The organism is Streptomyces sp. NBC_00885 (assembly GCF_045207475.1).
Taxonomy (GTDB): domain Bacteria; phylum Actinomycetota; class Actinomycetes; order Streptomycetales; family Streptomycetaceae; genus Streptomyces.
The window spans coordinates 8,456,486-8,473,946 of record NZ_CP108796.1 but is presented as its reverse complement, the minus strand read 5'-3'; the positions used below and the strand labels follow the sequence as shown (position 1 = coordinate 8,473,946).

At 69.8% G+C, this 17,461-nt stretch carries 14 protein-coding genes and 1 pseudogene; 6 read left to right on the top strand and 9 right to left on the bottom strand.

The genetic code is table 11. From position 1 onward, the window contains the following. Positions 1-5 precede the first annotated feature (5 nt). From OHA61_RS38525 to OHA61_RS38515, 3 genes are all read left to right on the top strand, one after another. Positions 6-674 (top strand): class I SAM-dependent DNA methyltransferase, encoded by a 669-nt coding sequence (locus OHA61_RS38525; protein WP_406307037.1) that lies wholly within the window; start codon positions 6-8, stop codon positions 672-674. Positions 675-748: 74 nt separating this feature from the next. Then, the gene (locus tag OHA61_RS38520; RefSeq protein ID WP_406307036.1) at positions 749-904 is read left to right on the top strand and encodes a hypothetical protein; all 156 of its coding nucleotides are present in this window, start codon (positions 749-751) and stop codon (positions 902-904) included. 273 nt (positions 905-1,177) lie between these two features. Further along, positions 1,178-1,714 carry a hypothetical protein gene (locus OHA61_RS38515; protein WP_406307035.1) on the top strand — a complete coding sequence of 179 codons (537 nt, stop codon included), beginning with the start codon at positions 1,178-1,180 and terminating at the stop codon, positions 1,712-1,714. A gap of 105 nt (positions 1,715-1,819) precedes the next feature. On the opposite strand, the gene OHA61_RS38510 is transcribed toward OHA61_RS38515, so the two are convergent. From OHA61_RS38510 to OHA61_RS38495, 4 genes are all read right to left on the bottom strand, one after another. Next, positions 1,820-2,980 (bottom strand): hypothetical protein, encoded by a 1,161-nt coding sequence (locus OHA61_RS38510; protein ID WP_406307034.1) that lies wholly within the window; start codon positions 2,978-2,980, stop codon positions 1,820-1,822. Between the two features lie 30 nt (positions 2,981-3,010). Then, a complete protein-coding gene (locus tag OHA61_RS38505; protein WP_406307033.1) occupies positions 3,011-3,643 on the bottom strand; it encodes a dioxygenase in 633 nt (210 codons plus the stop codon). A 228-nt stretch (positions 3,644-3,871) separates the two neighbouring features. Then, positions 3,872-6,403 (bottom strand): ATP-binding protein, encoded by a 2,532-nt coding sequence (locus OHA61_RS38500; RefSeq protein ID WP_406307032.1) that lies wholly within the window; start codon positions 6,401-6,403, stop codon positions 3,872-3,874. 392 nt (positions 6,404-6,795) lie between these two features. Then, positions 6,796-7,392 (bottom strand): hypothetical protein, encoded by a 597-nt coding sequence (locus tag OHA61_RS38495; protein ID WP_406307031.1) that lies wholly within the window; start codon positions 7,390-7,392, stop codon positions 6,796-6,798. 377 nt (positions 7,393-7,769) lie between these two features. Here OHA61_RS38495 and OHA61_RS38490 point away from each other — a divergent pair, with 377 nt between their 5' ends. Continuing rightward, positions 7,770-8,636, top strand: coding sequence for a hypothetical protein (locus OHA61_RS38490; protein ID WP_406307030.1), 867 nt, complete (start codon positions 7,770-7,772; stop codon positions 8,634-8,636). A gap of 164 nt (positions 8,637-8,800) precedes the next feature. On the opposite strand, the gene OHA61_RS38485 is transcribed toward OHA61_RS38490, so the two are convergent. Next, a complete protein-coding gene (locus tag OHA61_RS38485) occupies positions 8,801-9,937 on the bottom strand; it encodes an FAD-dependent oxidoreductase (RefSeq protein ID WP_406307029.1) in 1,137 nt (378 codons plus the stop codon). Positions 9,938-10,117: 180 nt separating this feature from the next. Continuing rightward, positions 10,118-10,771 carry a hypothetical protein gene (locus OHA61_RS38480; RefSeq protein ID WP_406307028.1) on the bottom strand — a complete coding sequence of 218 codons (654 nt, stop codon included), beginning with the start codon at positions 10,769-10,771 and terminating at the stop codon, positions 10,118-10,120. 420 nt (positions 10,772-11,191) lie between these two features. Between OHA61_RS38480 and OHA61_RS38475 the strand changes: the two genes are divergently transcribed. Then, a complete protein-coding gene (locus OHA61_RS38475) occupies positions 11,192-13,741 on the top strand; it encodes a discoidin domain-containing protein (protein WP_406307027.1) in 2,550 nt (849 codons plus the stop codon). 233 nt (positions 13,742-13,974) lie between these two features. Here OHA61_RS38475 and OHA61_RS38470 read toward each other — a convergent pair whose 3' ends face one another. Further along, entirely contained in the window at positions 13,975-14,373 is a 399-nt protein-coding gene (locus OHA61_RS38470; protein WP_406307026.1) for a hypothetical protein, read from the bottom strand. Between the two features lie 441 nt (positions 14,374-14,814). On the opposite strand from OHA61_RS38470, the gene OHA61_RS38465 reads away from it, so the two are divergent. Further along, positions 14,815-15,111, top strand: a complete 297-nt coding sequence (locus OHA61_RS38465; protein WP_406307025.1) for a hypothetical protein — start codon at positions 14,815-14,817, stop codon at positions 15,109-15,111. Positions 15,112-15,557: 446 nt separating this feature from the next. Here the strand turns inward: OHA61_RS38465 and OHA61_RS38460 are convergent. Further along, positions 15,558-16,136, bottom strand: a pseudogene (locus OHA61_RS38460) (IS5 family transposase); the annotation flags it as partial. A gap of 734 nt (positions 16,137-16,870) precedes the next feature. Beyond that, complete coding sequence (locus OHA61_RS38455) at positions 16,871-17,416, bottom strand: hypothetical protein (protein ID WP_406307024.1); 546 nt, start codon at positions 17,414-17,416, stop codon at positions 16,871-16,873. Positions 17,417-17,461 lie beyond the last annotated feature (45 nt).

The following is a 17,461-nucleotide window of genomic DNA, read 5'->3' as shown; positions in this document are numbered from 1 at the left end:
GGCTGATGCCCGCCCACCATATCGAACGCCCAGCCGATCTTGACGTGGTCCGTGAGTCCTATGACCGGGTGGCCGACAACTACGCCCACATGGTGGTGACGACGGGATTCGGCGACATCCGTTGCCATCCATGGCTGAAGGCATCAATCGACGCCTTCGCTGACACCGTGAGCGAGCTCGGGCCTGTCCTCGACGCCGGCTGCGGACCCGGAACGGTGACCGCCTACCTTGCCGAACGCGGACTCGACGTGTCCGGGGTCGACCTCTCCCCCCGGATGATCGAGAACGCGCGCCGCCTTCATCCGCAGTGCCGCTTCAGCGTCGCCTCTGTCACCGACCTCGACCTTGGTGAAGCGTCCCTCGGCGGCGTGCTCGGGTGGTGGTCGCTGTTCAATCTCCCCCGTGACGTCCTGCCTCAGGTTCTCGCCCTGTTCGCGCGCGCCCTGAAGCCAGGCGGACACTTCATCACCGCAACACACGTCGGCGACGAAGACGCGGTGCGCACCGAGGCCTACGGAGGTGTACCCGTTCGTTGGACGACACACAAATGGCGGCCGGAACAACTCGTGGACCTGATCGAGCAGGCTGGACTGCGCCCGGTAGCCGAACTTCGGCTCCCTGCAGATGAGCAAACCGGGCCGGGTGTGGTCGTCATGGCCAAGCAACTCGGCTGAGAATCGGGCGCCCTGAGGTTCAGATCTTCGAGGCTCGGGACGAACTGTCGATATTCATCCCGGGCAAGAGCTCGATGGCCAAGTACGCCACCGCGCTCTCGCGCCTGGCCATGCATCCCCTCGAGGACGCCTACGTCGACATCTGCCGCATGCGCCATCTGCTGCACGACGAAGGCGTGGAAACCACCGCGACAATCTGCAAGCTCGACGGGGCCAGCTCTGACGGATGACCTGACGAGCGGCAGCCCCTGCGCACCGAGAAGCATCGAAGGTGCTCGCATCACCCCCGCGCCCGGCCACCACCCCGCACCAACACGCGGCCAGAGCGAGGGCGTGCATGTGGGCGACGGCTCGGACCGAGTGGTGAAGGCCGTCGCCCGGCTACTGACAGGGCGCCGCATGGCGCAGAACTCCGGCGGGCACCCACCTCGTCATCACGGAGCAAAGGCTCCACGAGCGTTGTGCCAGGCAGGGTTGTCAGTCCTCGTTCATAGGATCACGGCATGTCTGATGCCTTCACCGTCTTGTGGACCCATGACACCCGCCGCGCCCTGCTCACAACGGGCCGCGTGGGCGAGCGGCCGCCGGTCGCCTTCAGCGGCGTCCATTCCTCCCTGCCCGCCTGGTCGGGCGCCCGCGTTGGGGACGAGGTGTACGCGCTGCACGTCAACCGGTGCGTCGTGTTCGTGGTGAGCCGGATGCGAGTGATCGATATGGAGCGGCGCGAATGCTGCGGCACCGCCCCCGCGACGTGGCAGGACCCGGCGTTTCCCGGGCACGGAGACTGGTCGATGCTCGGCGCCGGTGGCTGCGGCGCCTCTGCCGTGCACGTGGACGCGACGCCCGTACGCTTCGACATGCCGATCCCCGGCGATCTTCTGGCGAGGCTCACGTGGCGTAACCGCCGAGGCCAGACCCGCGGTCTGAAGTACGTCGTAGACGGCCGTCTCGAGCGCTCCGTCAGTCTGCAGGGGTTCTACCGTCTGACCTCCGAGTCCGCCGGAGAGTTGGCGGAGGTCGTCGGCCGCGAACGGCTCTGAAAACCCGAGGCGTTGGCACTCGCCGCGGTCTGAGCGCGCATGACCGTCCGCATGGCGCCGGGCCCGGACCGTGCATGCGGTCCGGGCCCGGGTTCGGTGTGCCGGTCAGCCTGTGAAGCGTGTCACCGCCGGGATGAGGTCGCCCTGCTTGGCGATGCCCACGGTCCAGAGGTCTGCGGTGCCCGGCACAGTGGTGAAGCCCCGCACCACCACACCCGGGTCGGCTGCCTTCTCCCAGCGGCGCTGCTGCGTGTCGAAGCGCAGGGCGAGTGAGACGGCACCCTTGCCGCCGACCCCCCACAGCCTGCCGTCCCCGGCCCTGCCGACGGCTCGAAGCCGGCCGTCGGCGATCTCGGGTGTCGCGACGTCGGTCCACTTCTTGCCGTCCCAGTGCACCGCGTAGGGGCGGTCGCCTGCCTTGGACGTCGAACCGCCCACCGCCCATACGTCGTTGACACCCAGTGCGGTGATGCCGCTGAGCCAGCGGTGCTCGTCCTTGGCAGCGGTGGGCGCGACGGCCCGTGTCCAGGACGTGCCGTCCCAGTGCAGCAGCAGGGCCGTCTCCGCGGCGTCGCCGGTGGCGAACGACGTGCCCGCCGCCCAGATGTCGTCCGGTGCGACGGCGGTGAGGCTGGTGAGTTCGCCCTTGCCGACGTCGGGCAGGGTCTGCCGGCGCCAGGCCGTCCCGTCCCACGCCTGGATGGCGGGGACCCCGTTCTTGATGCCCTGCGGCACCGCGCGACCGGCCGTCCATGCCTTCCCGTCGGACGTCGTCACCACCGCGTCGGGTGTCAACCGGCCCGCGGGGTCACGGTCGAGATTGCGCCTGGTCCAAGAGGTGCCGTCCCAGTGGGCCGCCGTCGCGCCGACCGCCCAGATGTCGCTGGCCGACCGTACGGCGAGCGCCTGCGGGAAGCTGCCGTCCGGCAGCGTCGACTGCCGCGTCCACGAGGTGCCGTCCCAGTGCAGGGCCAGGGCCTCCAGCTCGGTGTCGCTCTTCAGCCTGTAGCCAACAGACCAGGCCTGCTTGTCGCTGAGCGCGGCCACGGCGGTGATGTCGCCCTTGGCCACCGGGACCTTGGCCGCCTGCCACTGTCCGGCGACGCGCGCCGGTGCGGCCGCCACGTCCTTGCCTGCGGGCGCGGGTCCGGCCCAGCCCGTGCCGGCGGCGACCAGGCCCCCGGCCGCGATGACGCCTGCGGCCAGCGCCGCCACCAGCGGCGAACGACCCAGGTGCAGGCGCCGGGATGACTTGCTCGTATGCATCACGGAAATCCTCGAGTGATCGGCGGTCGGCTACTTGGCCGTGGTCTGGATGACGAAGTCGAAGGCGCCGGTGTATCCGCCGCCCTGCGGGCCCGCGAGCGTGATCGTGCAGGCCCGATTGAGGAGGCGGTCCGCGGCGTTGAGCGCGGCGAAGTCCCGGCCGTACGCCTGGGTGTCGTCGGGGAAGTACAGCTGGGTGACGAGCACCGGTCCGCCGGGGGCCTGGACCTGGGTGTGGATGTGGGGTGCCCGCTGGCCCCAACGGCCCCAGTAGTCCCGGGGGATGATCGTGCGCAACCGGAACGCGCCTCTGCTGTTGGTGTACTGGTGTCCGCGCAGCGAGAAGCCGGCGGTGTCGTAGTCGCCGTTCTGGTCGCATTGCCAGAACTCGATGAGCGACCCGGGCAGGGGCTTGCAGGTGGTGTCGTAGACGATGCCGCTCAGATCGAGCCGCACTCCGTCGATTGCGGGGGTTATGAAGTCCGTCCGCTCGGGAGACTGCGGCTTGAAGAGCGGGCCCTCCGTCGCCGCCGGGGTCTCGTGACCGTCACAGGCGGGCGTGACGGAGAGCGGGCGTCCCGCCGCGCGTGCCTCCTGCACCGGGCTCACCGGTGCCGCCATGGCGGCACCGGCCGCGCTTGTCGCCACAAGGGCGGCGGTCATTCCCGCCGAACTCGTTCTGATGAACGCCCGCCTCGAACTCGTGTGTTCGCCGTACGCATCGTGGTCGTGCCGCATCGCGTCTCCTTGCCGGATTGCTGTCCAGGCAGGGCATTCCGTGGGGGGAGGGCCCGGATCCACGCCGTCGGGTCCTTGGAATGCCCTGTTCCGCGTCAGCTTGGTCGCTGCGGCGGGCGCGCGGATCGATCGGATGACCGGCGGCTTGCGGCGTTACGAAACCTCGCCGCGGCGCGAATCGTGCGCGGGGTCGGCCCGGCGCTTCTCCCGCCCGGCCACCCACAGCGCGATCTGCGTACGGGAGCGCATGCCCAGCTTGTCCCGTACGTTGTTGAGGTGGGTCGAGACGGTGCTCGCCGACAGATCCAGACGAGCGGCGATCTCGGGGTTGGTCAGTCCCTCGGCGACCAGCGCCGCCACCGTCATCTCCCGCCCGGTGAGCGGGGACTGCCCGTTGAGCGTACGGACGGACGGCGTCGCTCGGTCGTCGTTGCCAGGCAGGGCGTACGCGATCAGCCGCTCCCAGCGCATCCCGCGTCCCTGGGCCACCGCGGTGTCCCGTCCCGCCGGGGTCAGCGCCGCCGTCGCTCGGGCCGTCGCCGACTCGACCTGCCGTCGCCACTCGGCCTCCGGCTCGGTGTCCAGCCGCCTGCGCGCCTGCGCAGCGGCCGCGAACAGCCGCAGTGACCGCTTCGTCTGGCCCCGCTCGGCTGCCACGACGGCAAGCCCCTCCAGTGGATACAGCGCGTGGAAGCTCTCGCCGGGCACCTTGCGCAGGCTCTCGGCGAACAGGCCCTGGGCCGCTACGGCATCGCCCAGGGCCAGCCGGATCGCACCTGCGGTGTGCAGAGCGGCCGCGGACCGGGCCCAAGGGGACTGTCCGCGCAGCAGCGGCAGGCAGGACGCCATCAGCTCGTCGCCCTCCGCCGCCTTGCCGATGTGCAACAGGGCCCAGGCCAGATGGTGGCGGCACGACGCGGTGTCGCGGGGGCTGCCGAGTGGGGCGACGATGTCCAGGCACTCCGCGAAGTCGGCGACTGCCCTGGCGAACTCGCCGCCGCACACCAGTGCGGCGGCTCGGGCGTCCAGGGCGTTGGCGAGTGCGGTGGGGTTGTCGCGCCGCCGCTCGATCGCCACCGCCTGCTCCGCGAAGTGCAGTGCGGCCGCTGGGTCTTGCTGCTGGCAAGCCGCGCGTGCGGCGAGCGCCAGTGCGGCACCGCCGTGCACGCAGCCGTCGTCCTGCGCGAGTACCTGGGTCAGCAGGGCGCGGGCGGCAGTCAGCTGCTCCTGCTGGAAGCGCACCCGTGCCAGCGCGAGGGCCAGCCCGAGGGGCGGCCTGCCGTCGCGGTCGGTGGCGTAGGCGACTGCCGCCGCCAGGTTCTCCCGTTCCCTCGCCGGTGCTCCGCCGATCTGGTCGGCGAAGAGCCGGCCGGCGGTGGGCTCCAGCAGACCGGTCAGCCAGTCCAGGGCCCGCTGCCAGGTCCTGTGCAGTTCGCCGGAGTCGGCGAGCCGGTCGAGTGCGTACGCGCGGATGGCGCTCAACTGCCTGAATCTCGCGGTGTCTTCGCTCCCCGGCAGCCGTACGATCAAGGACTTGGCTTCCAGGGCGCACAGCACGCGCAGCACATCACTCTGCGGCACCTCGCCGTCGGCGCAGACCGCGGCCGCGCCAGCGGCGTCGAATCCGCCGACGAGGACTGCGAGACGTCGCAAGAGGGTCTGCTCCTCCGGGGCTAATAGTCGATGGCTCCAGTCGATTGCCGCGGCCAGTTCACGATGCCGCCCGGGCCCGGTCCTGCTGCCGTCCGTCAGGAGCGCGAGCTGGTCGTCCAGGCCCGCCAAGATGTCGCTCGGCGCAAGGGCTCCGGTGCGGCGGGCCGCCAGTTCGATGGCCAGCGGCATCCCGTCCAGACGCCGGCAGATCTCCGCCACGGTATGGGCGTTGCCGACGTCCAGCGCGAATCCGGGTACGCGGCCGGCGGCTCGCTCCACGAAGAGCCGTACGGCGTCGGCCTGCAGCACGGCTGCCGGGTCATCCTCGGCGGCGGGCGGTGACAGGGGCAGTTCACCGACCCGGAACACCACCTCGCCCGCAACCCGCAGCACTTCGCGGCTGGTGGCGAGGATCCGCAGCCGGGGGCACCGGCTCAGCAGGGCCGCGGCCAGCTGTGCGCACGGCTCGGCCAGATGCTCGCAGTTGTCCAGAATCAGCAACATCGAGCGTTCGCGCAGGGTGTGGGCGAGCATCTCGACGCCGCTGCGGCCGCCGCGTTCGCCCAGGCCGAGGGCGGTGGCGACGGCCTCGGGCAGCTGCGTGCCGTCGTGCAACGAGTCCAGCTCGACGAACCGGGCCCGGCCGTCGGCGCCGCCGCGCATGCTCCCGGCGAATTCCAGCGCGAGGCGGGTCTTGCCGACACCGCCGGGGCCCGTGAGGGTCAGCAGCCGCGCCGACTTCACCAGGGTGCGCAGCCGGGACAGTTCGCGGCTGCGGCCGACGAAGGAGTCGAGTGCGCGCGGCAGTTCCCCGCCCCGGACTGGCGTGGCCGGTGTCGAGGCTCCGGCCGCCGCGGGCGGCTGTGTGCGGCCCGTGCTGTCCTGTGCCGAGCGGCGGCGGAAGGCTCGCTGTCGGCAGGCGGCACAACAGTAGCGGGCCGGCCGGCCGCCCTGCGTCGGCTCACCTTCCGTACGCCGGTCCTTGCCGGGCAGCTCTCCCCCGCACTCCTCGCACCTTCGCCTCGGATTCATCCGTCGAATCCTCGCCGACCGGCCGCACCCGGCACCACCGTCTCAGGACAAGGTGAGCCACGCCCCACGGCAGCTGAGCGTGGGCTGAGTGTCCGCTGTGCGCTCCTTGTGGACGGCTGCTGGTCCCCCTCCGGCGACTGAAGCCTTTCCGTCGTGCGCCGTGAGGGTCGCGTCAGCGTTGACGACGGCGCGATCAGCCTGATCCCTGGCCCGAGACGACAGGTTGTAGACCTTCACACGAGCGCGAGCCATGCTACCTGCCCCTCCCGGGCCCGATCGGCCGGTGCCAAGGGAACACGGAGACCAGAGGTTGACTCTGCAAAACTGAGGGTCCAACGACATGACGACCGCGGCAGACTGTGAGACCGGCCTGTTGCGGACCGCTGTGCGGATCAGGCCGTTGCCTCGACGGACTTGAGCGCTGCGGAGTTCTCGGCGCTGTTGGCAGTCGTGTAGAACACGGTGGCGCCCTGCTTGGCCCGGACAACCTTGCTTCGGGCGACCAGCCTTTCGGTGGTGGTGCGCACGAGGTTGTCGTTGATGTTGCGCTCAGGGTGCGCTTCAGCGAGTGCCTTTGCGATCTCGGCAGCGGTGCGCGGCTCAGTCTGACCGTTCAGGTGCTGATGTACGAGGTCGGTGAGGGTGGGTCCCTTCTGTGCCAGGCCCGTGGCGGGGGTCTTGTTGGCGGCCGTCTTCCTCGTTGCTGTCTTCTTGGCGGAGGATGTGCGGGTCGTCTTCGCCGTGGTTGAGCCCGGCTTCTTGACGGCCCGACGAGCTGCAGGGACCGTCTCGGGTTTGGCTGTCTCGCCGCCCAAGGCGGAGCGCATACCGACCAGGAGTTCGTGATCCTGCTCAAGCGAGGCCAGTTGGGCCTGCAGAGCCTCGATCTCGGCCTGGATTCGCTCTTGTTCGGCCGTGTTCTGATTCAGGTCGGCCGCAACCCTGGCCGCGTACTGGGTCTTCAGCGTGGTGGTGTCCGACTCGGGCACGATGACTCCTCAAAGCGGGGGTGATGATTCCGGACTCTACTCACCCTGCGGCAACACGTGTATGTGTGGACGCAAATCCCTCTCCACGCCATCGGCCGCGGTGCGTCCGCAGCGCATCGCATGTGACAGCGATGTACGGAACGTGTCACAGGGCTCGTACCGCCAAGTGCCGCCGCTTCCCCCAGACCCCACCGGGTGGGATGTTTACCGGCCGGAGCGGCCCACAGCGGGCTGCAGGGGGGATCAGGATGGACACCTTGACGCGCCAACAACACCGCACCCGCAACGGCAGAGCCGCCGGAAGGGCAATCGGCAGGACCCGCGGAAACGGCACAACGCGGCGCCGCCGGGCCGCGGTTACCGCCACGGCGCTCGCCATGGCCGTACCACTGACTTTCGGCGCCGCAGGAGACGCGGGGGCGGCGGGGGACCACGCGATCGTCTTCGCCCGCTACACCGCGGCAGCGCCCATCGAAGACCTCTACGCGATCTCCTCCAGTGGCGGCACGCCCGTCAAGCTCACCCACACCTCCACCGTCAGCGATGTGATGCCCAGCTGGTCCCCGGACGGCAAGCGGGTGGCTTTCGTCCGCTATGGATCCGGTGGCGCCATCGACGGCATCTGGACGATGAAGACCACGGGCGGCGACCTGAAGGCCGTCCCCGGCACCAAGGGCGCATCCGACCCGGCATGGTCCCCGGACGGCAAGCGGATCGCGTACGCCAAGCCGGTCGGCACGCAGCGCGAGATCTACGTGGCCGACATCGACGGCACCCCCGCCACCCGGCTCACCCACACCGCGGCGGACGACCTCCACCCGACGTGGTCCCCGGACGGCAAGTACCTGGCGTTCAACCGCGCGGACGCGAGCGGACACAGCAGGGTGATGCGGATCCGGCTGTCCACGCTGGCCCAGACGGCGGTCACCGGGGCCGGCTCCCACGACTGGACGCCCGACTGGTCACACACCAACCGGATCGCCTTCAGCCGCGTGGACTCCTCGGGCTTCGCCCATCTCTACCTCGTCCGCCCCGACGGCACCGGACTGCACCGCATCACCGCGGCACGCCTCAACGACAAGAACCCCTCGTGGTCCCCGAACGGCAGCCGCCTGGTCTTCACCAGAAGCGGTACCGACGACGCGGACCCCGAACACCTCTACCTGGTACGGGCCGACGGCACCGGACTGGCACAGCTCACCAAGACCGACTCCCATGACCTGGAGGCGGACTGGCGCCCATAGAGCCAGAAAGGGGTGTGGTGGCTGAGCCTGTCCGCCTGCGCACGTAGACGGCAGAGGCTGCCGCAGATCGTGCGCCGGGGCAGTAAGTGCCCCTTTCTCAACCCTCAGTAGGTGAGGCGCCCGAGCAGTCGGTGCCAGCTACCGGGGTGCCCTCGGCCGGCGTCTCACGGGGTCTGCCCGTGGCCGGTGAACATGTTGATCAGGCTGTGGGGTGCGCCTGCTCCGTAGAACATTTCGTGGACCTGGGTTCCTTCGGTGGCGGCCGCGGCGCTGCGGGGGAACATGGCCTGCTCGTACTCGGTGAGCGCGGCCTCGACGTCCTCGGGGTGCGCGGCGAGGGCCTTGCCCAGCTCGGCGCCGTCGTACATGGCCAGGTTGGCGCCCTCGCCGTTGGGGAGCGAGAGGTGGGCGGCGTCGCCGAGCAGGGTCACCCCCGGCGCCCGCTCCCACCGGTGCGCGATGGGCAGGGCGTAGAGGGGCCGCAGGACCGGTGCGGTGTCACCGCCCGCGATCAGCGCGGTGAGTTCCGGTGCCCAGCCGTCGAACTCGGCCGCGATCCTTGCGGTTGCCGCGGCGGAATCGGCGAAGTCTATGTTCGCGAACCACTCCCGCGTCCGGGCGAGCATCACGTGGGTGTGCAGGGTGCCGCCCACCTCCCGGTGAGCCAGGAATCCCTTTCCCGGCGCGAGCGCGAACAGCGACCCGCCGCCGACCGCTTTCGCGCTGGCCGGGTGCCGGGTGTCGGCGTCGAACAGGTAGGTCTCGACGCCCGACATGCCGATGTACTCGGGTGCCGCATCGGAAAGCAGTGGCCGGACTCGGGACCACGCGCCATCCGCGCCGACCAGCAGGCTGCCGGTGGTGACGGTGGTGCCGTCGGCGAAGGTCACCTCGTGGCGGCCCTCACCGAGGGCACGGGTACCGCCGGCCTTGTGGCCCCACCGGACGGTGCCGGCCGGGAGCGAGTCGAGGAGCATCTGCCGCAGCTCGCCGCGCAGCACCTCGGGGTTGCCACCCGTACCGTCATCGGCATGGTCGAAGAGGACGGTCCGGTCCCGGTCGAGAACCCGTATCGCCTGGCGTCCCCCCAGAATGAGGCTACGGAACTCGTTCATCAGGCCGGCCGCCTGCAAAGCAGGCTGTCCGCTGTCCTCGTGGATGTCGAGCATCCCGCCCTGCGCACGCGCCGTTGGAGAGACCTCCGCCTCGTAGACCGTGGCCTGGATGCCGTGGATGTGCAGGACGCGGGCGAGCGTAAGGCCCCCGAGTCCGGCACCGATGATCGTGACGTCAGTGGTCATGGTGGTTCCTTGCTGTCGCAGGCCTGCCGGACGGGCACCCGGCAGGATCTCGTGAAAGGTTCCAGACCCCACCGACACGCCGCCTACAACGGACCGACAGCCACCGACATGCGACCGACACCGTCCACATCGTCGCGACTCTCGCTCGACGACTGGAGTCCTTCAGGCCCAGACTTGCCGTCAAGCGCAGCCACGCACCCAGCGCCAGCCGATGAAGGTATGCCGCAAGGTCACGTCGAGTCGGCAGGAGGCCGTGCCGTCCCCGTTCAGCTGCACAGTGGAGTCATGGGCGTTGGCGTACCAGTCACCCGTGAGGTCGAAAATCCCGCGGTAGCCGAACGCTGCGTGGGCGGCGGCGCGGGCACTTGGGCAGGCAGCGTGGCAATCCACACTATGGCTCGTGCCCGCGAGGGACCAGCCTGCGTCCCACGGCTCTCGGTTCCAGTAGTGCCGCGCGGTGGTGTTGACCTCGCGCACCCCGCCGTCGACGTTTGCCCAGGTCGTGGTGGTGTACAACGCGGTCATCAGGATCCCGCAGCAGTCGTACATCTCCGACCAGGTGCGCAGCTCCCGGCTGCCCGCCGCCGTGTGCCGCCGCGCGTCCGGGGCGGGTACGAAGCGGACCGGGCCCAGGTCCAGCTTGCAGCCATCGCCGACACTGACCTCCTGCCGGGCAGCCATCCCGGCCGGGGGCGCGGGCAGTTGGCCCGCCAGCCGCAACTCCCCGCAACCCTGCCCCTGCCCCTGCCGTACGGTGCCGGACGGTGCGTCCGAGACCGGGGATGCGGCGGCGGAAGAGCTCAGCAGCGGCGGCAGCATGAACACGGCGGTCATGATGAGCGTTATCAGCGGAACCGAGCGCAACGACGGTAAGCGGCTTGGCATTTGTAACCCTCCCTCTCTTTGGCGACCGGCAGCCTACCGGCCGGTAGCAAACGGCTCTCCCCCGGACTCGACGGCAGCTCGGCCCCGCGTGGACTTGGCCGTGGGATCTCCACGGGTGCGGCGAGCGGTTCGCCGCCCCCGGCAGCGGCAGGTGGTCACCGGGATCCGATTCATGTAGCGGACTGTCGTGGTGGCCGGACCGCGGCCCGGAACGGGCTGAATCTGCTCGCAACGTATGCCGTTTGGCGCCCGTTACGTCGTGGCTGCGGCTATGACAAGAGTCTTTACAAGCCTGGGGCCTGGTGCCATGGTCAGGTCCCTAGTGGCGTGGCTGGGGAGGCGGCGCCCTGTCCGTGGGGGGACGACGTCATGATCCGTGGCATTGCGCTGTGGTGTCTGAGCCGATGGTCCCGGTTCAGATCCCGGGGTCTGATACTGCTGCCCCTGACCGCTGTCCTCGCCGCTCTCGTCCCCCTCCTCGTCCTCGGCGGCCGCGCGAGCGCCGGGCCGGGGCGCGCGCTGCCGGCGGCGGATCCGACAGTCCCGCCGCCCGCTCCGCATCACCAGGCTGCTCCCGCCGTTGCGATGGAGCCCGCCGCGCCGACCCTGCCCCGCGACGGCTGGACGGCGACCGCGAGCGATCATGAGACGGCGAAGGGCGACCACAGCCCCGCCCGCGCCTTGGACGGCGACCCCACCACCATGTGGCACAGCGCATGGACGCCCACTGCCACGCCGTTGCCGCACACCATCACCATCGACATGCACAAGACGGTGGTCGTCTCCGCACTCGTGTACCAGCCCCGGGCCACCGGCATCAATGGCCGGATCGGCGAGTACGCGATCCACCTCAGCGCGGAGGGAACCGCGTGGGGGGAGGCGGTGGCCACCGGCACCCTGGCCGACGACAACACCGTCAAGACCCTGAGCTTCGCGCCCAAAGGCGCCCGCTACATCCGGCTGACCGCGACCACCGAGGCCGGCAACCGCGGGCCGTGGACCAGCGCCGCCGAGATCAACCTGCTCGGCGATCCGGGCACCACCGCAGCCGTGGTCGACCTGCCCCGTGACGGCTGGACGGCGACCGCAAGCGACCACGAGACGGCGAAGGGCGACCACAGTCCCGCCCGCGCCCTGGACAGCGACCCCACCACCATGTGGCACAGCAAGTGGACACCCACGGCCACGCCGTTGCCGCACAGCATCACCATCGACATGAAAACAGCCCGCCGTGTCTCCGCCCTCTCCTACGAACCGCGCCGCACCGGCGCCAACGGCCGGATCGGCGCATACACGGTCACCACCAGCTCCAACGGCACCTCCTTCAGCACCCCGGTGGCGAGCGGAACCTGGAAGGACGACGACACCCCGAAAGGGGCCACGTTCACGCGTACCGTCACCGCCCGCTACATCCGGCTGACCGCGACCACCGAGGCGGGGGGCCGCGGGCCGTGGTCCTCGGCGGCCGAGATCCGCCTCAGCGCTCCCGCCGACCCGGCCGCCCACGGCATGTGGGGCAAGGTGATGGGCTTCCCGCTGGTCCCTGTCGCCACCGCGGTCCTGCCGGGCAACAAGTTGCTCGCGTGGTCCGCGTACGGCACCGACCGCTTCGGCGGCAGCAACGGCTATACGCAAACCGCGATCATGGACCTGGCCACCGGCCGCATCACGCAGCGCCGGGTGGACAACACCGGGCACGACATGTTCTGCCCCGGCACAGCAGTCCTCAAGGACGGCCGGGTCCTGGTCACCGGCGGCTCCAACGCACAGCGCGCCAGCGTGTACGACCCGGCGACCGGCGAGTGGACCTCTACTGCGGACATGAACATCGCACGCGGCTATCAGGCGATGACGTTGCTGTCCACCGGTGACGCCTTCGTACTCGGCGGATCCTGGAGCGGCGGCAACGGCGGCAAGGGCGGTGAAGTCTGGTCCTCCGCCAGCGGCACGTGGCGCAAGCTCGGCGGCGTCCCCGTCACCACGACCATGACGGCCGACCCGCGCGGCCCCTACCGCGCCGACAACCATCAGTGGCTGCACGCCACCTCCAACGGGCGCGTGCTGCAGCTGGGTCCCAGCAAGCAGCTCAACTGGATATCCACCGCCGGAGACGGCAGCATCACCGCAGCCGGCACCCGCGCCGACAGCCCGGACGCGATGAACGGCAACGCCGTCGCGTACGACATCGGCAAGCTGCTCACCCTGGGCGGCGCCACCGCGTACGAGAACGTCAAAGCCACCCGGCGCGCCTACACCGTCGACCTCAACGGGGGCGGCAAGCCGGTCAGCGCCCGCACCGGCGACCTGGCCCACGCACGCTCGTTCGCCAACAGCGTCGTGATGCCGGACGGCAAGGTCGCCGTCTTCGGCGGCCAGTCCTACCCGGTCCCCTTCAGCGACGCGACATCAGCCATGACCCCGGAGATCTGGGATCCGGCCACCGGCAGGTTCACCCGCATGGCAGCAATGGCCGTGCCGCGCAACTACCACAGCGTCGCCAACCTGCTGCCCGACGGCCGAATATTCAGCGGCGGCGGCGGCCTGTGCGGCGCCTGCGCCACCAACCACCCCGACGGGGCGATCTTCACCCCGCCCTACCTCCTCAACACCGACGGCACCGAGAAAACCCGGCCCCAGATCACCGGCGGCGTCCCGGCCCACGCGGCCAACGGGACGAAACTCACGATCACCACCGACACCGCCGTCACCTCCTTCGCGCTGGTCCGCGCCGGCGCCGCGACCCACTCCACCGACAACGACCAGCGCCGCGTCCCGCTCACCCCCCGTCAGACAGACACGCGGACATACGAGGTCACCGTGCCGGCCGACCCGGGCGTCGCACTGCCAGGCACGTACTTCCTCTTCGCACTGAACGCCCAAGGCGTACCCAGCAAAGCCGCGATCCTCAACCTGGGCTGAGAAGCGCCGACACCATCGATCTCGCCTCAGCCCCGAGCCCGTACGCAGGCGTTCCCAGAACACCGGAGTCCGGCAAGGACCAGACCAGGGAAAGTCGTGACGACTCGTGATCGCATCGGCCTGATGGGACATCTCCGGTCCTCCGTACGACCGTGCTCCGTCTGATAGAGGTCCTTCCCCGGAGGATGACCGGGAAGCGGGCGGCCGAACTGCCGTAGATCTTGGATCGGTTGTCAGAACCCGTTCTCATGTCTGACCTGGACCTCGGCGCTGGTGCTCTCTGACAGTCCGGCGCCGGCTCCAGGATGGATGACGGCTCGGGATGTGGTGTGGCTCCAGCGGTTTCGCGGCGGGCGCACAGACTGCACGTTCAACAGACAGCCGAGCACCAGTACCCACGCGCCGGACATGGTGACTGTGGAGCGAACGTATGGGTCCTGGATCAGCAAGTCACCACCCAGGTGGACGACAAGCGCGGCAGCATTCGTGAGCTGCGCCCAGCCGAACAGGCGCGGGCGGTCAATGGCCCGACGCCGCCATGACGGCAGCCAGCCCCAACCGAGTGCAGCCACTCCACAGAGAGCGATCAGCAGCGCCGTCAAGCCGATCAACCAGTCGCTGTAAATTTCCACGGCTCGTCCCCCCTTGAGGTGTGATCATGGCATGCCGCCCTGCAAGCCGACCAGGCAATCGCTGCCCCACTACCTCACGGAGGCGCGGGCCGGCTCAGGCGGGTCGCCCGGAAGATCCGCTCACTTCCACCAGACCGCCACAGCGTGCGCCATCCTCGTCCCGGCCGGCGAGGACCTCGGCCGCTTCTTCCGGATCAGCAAGCCCTATCGGGGAGGCAGGGCTATTGCCCGGCCGCCGGGGCACGGGGGAAGGCAGGTGTCCTTCCATTGCAAAATCGCCCGCCCGCTCGAGCAGGCGTTCACGCACGAAAAGCTCGACGCGCTCCTGGCCTGCATCGCCGACCGCGAGCCGCACCTCCGACTCGCGGTCTGACGAACCAGAATTTCCGCCCGCGTGTACTAGGATCCGCCGCTAGCATCACTCGATTGATAGGAGGCCCGATGATCGGCGTGCTCGTGACTTTCACGCAGACCGACAAGATCGATCGTTCAACTCTCGCAAAGATTGCCGGGGAACTCCGAGGACCATTCGAAGGCATGGCCGGTCTTCGCTTCAAGAGCTTCATGCTCGACGAAGACGGCGTTCAGGCAAGGAACTTCTACGTGTGGGATGACGAGGAGAAAGGCCGCGCCTTCTTCACGGAGGAACTCGTCGACAAGGTGACGGGGATTTATGGCGTCCCGCCTAAAATCGAATACCTCGATATCGTGGGATTCGTCGACAACTCTGGCACCTGATTCTCAAGGAGGCTGTCGCACAAACCTTGGCTGTCCAGGCCGTTTTGGACCATCGGGGCATGCCACAGAACATCCTCACATGCGGTCGAGACCAACCGCTGCTGCACCCCTGTAGCCCCCTGACCTGCGCGACTGGCTGCCCGAGGACCACCTCGCCTGGTTCGTGATCGAGGCGATCGAGCAGCTCCACCTCGAGCCCTTCTACGGCGCCTATCGCTCCGCCGGGCACGGCCGGGCTGCCTACGAGCCGAAGACGATGCTCACCCTGCTCGCCGCTCCTACTGCGTCGGCGAGCGAAGCTCGCGCGGGATCGAGCGCCGCTGCCGCGAGAACGTCGCCTTCAAGGCGATCTGCGCAAACCAGGCCCCGACCACGCGACGATCGCCCGCTTCCGGGTCCGCCACCAGGAGGCCCTCGCTGACCTCTTCGGCCAGGTGCTCGGCCTATGCGCCGAGGCCGGCCTGGTCGAGGTGGCGGTGCTCGCGGATGGCCCGGGACGAGTAGGCGCGGTCGGCCAGCACCCTCACCGGGCGAGTGCGCGGGCGGCCGACCTCCCTGGGAACACGCAGGCCAGCCATGACGTGCTCGAATGCAGGCGCGTCACCGGCCTGGCCAGGCGTGAGGACGAAGCACAGCGGCCGACAACGCCCATCCGCCGCCAAGTGAACCTTGGTGGTCAGCCCACCGCGGGAGCGCCCGACGGCATGGTCGGCGGGCTCGCCGGCCGGGGCCCCCTTTTTTGCGGGCCCCGGCTGCATGCTGGTGGGCACGCACGATCGTGGAGTCCACTGCGACAACCCAATCCAACTCGCCCTCGGCATCGGCCCGGGTGAGCAGGGCAGTGAACACCCGCTCCCAGGTACCGTTGATCGCCCACTTTCGCAGCCGGGTATAGACAACCTTCCACGAGCCGTACTCGGCGGGCAGGTGCACCCACTGCGACCCGCGATGGCGTCGATCACCTGACGGTGATCACGCCACCGCCCGCCCCGCCTCGGCGTCCGGTCGGGCAGCAACGGCTCTATCCGCGCCCACTGCCGCGGCTGCCACCGGTGCTGGCGGAGACTACGCCGGTGAGGATGCCAGCGAGGCCGTCACCACCACCGGCGCCAACCGCCCCACCCCACGCAAACCATCTGCGACCATCTCCAGCAGCCACCGCAATGTCCGGCGACCACTCCCGCGTACGGCAGCCCAACCGAAATACCTCGCGCATCCCTTCGGCATGCACCACACGGCCGAGGTCAAGGTCCAATCCCGGCAGACCGCTTTGCGCCACGGACGTGGAGACTCCACAGCCCTCTGCCCCATCTCCCGCACCGCCTCGCACACGGCTACCGCATCATCCTCGACCACTGCGCCCCACCCAGGACGGCTGGAGACAGTCAGCACCACCTCGTGCCGGGCATCCGGATCCGGCAGGTCGAACCAGGGCGCCAACTAGGTCTGGTGAAAGGCCGTGTTGCGCGCGGCCGCCTGCAACGGCAGCAGGGCGTGCAGTCGGTGAACGTCACCGTACCCACGCGGGCCAATGTCTCGGACAACACCAGGACGATCGGGCGGGCGGGAAGGCCGGGACGCGGGGGGTCGGTAAGAACCCCTGCCTGCAGCCAGGCCAGTTGGTGAATCCTTCCATCCTGTGTCCAGTCACCGCCGACCTCCTCATGAGCCCATGACGTGGGCTCAGGGTGAGCCGTCACTCCAGGGAGGCCGGCGGCGCTGGAAGAGTACCCTTCCAGCGCCGATGTTCAGCTCTTGATCACGTGCCGCAGTACAGCGTCTGCGCCGCGGTGATCTTCGACCAGCCGACGGGCTGATGGCGGGCCGGAACGGGCCGCGTACGCCGGCCCGGACGCCTGCCCGGCGTAATGCCGGCCCTGGTCGGCCTGTCCGACCACGACGTCGCCGCCCGCGCCCGTGGAGCCGATCCGGGCACGCTCGCCCTGATCGCCGCCGAGGCCGCCCACCGCGACCTGCTCGCCCGCCTGTTCCCCGGCGGGCAGTTGCTCGGCGACTCCGACGTGACCGACGACGAACTCGCGTGGGCGATGCAGTACGCGACCGGCGACGAACTGCTGGGGATCGGCGCCGAGATGGACCAGCGGGACGGCCCGCGGAAGGCGCCGCCGGTACCGGCCAGCAGGCAGGCGACGGCGGACAGCAGGGCGGCGACGGTACCGGCGGACAGGACCCGGCCGGCCAGCAGTCCGGCCCCAGGCGCGCCGACGCAGCAGGGGGCGAGGCCGACATCAAGACGCTGCCCGACTGGGCACAGAAGGAGATCACCGATGCCCGCCCCCCTCATCGGTGACCTCTACGTTGCCATTGGAGACTCCGCGTTGCCGCCGCG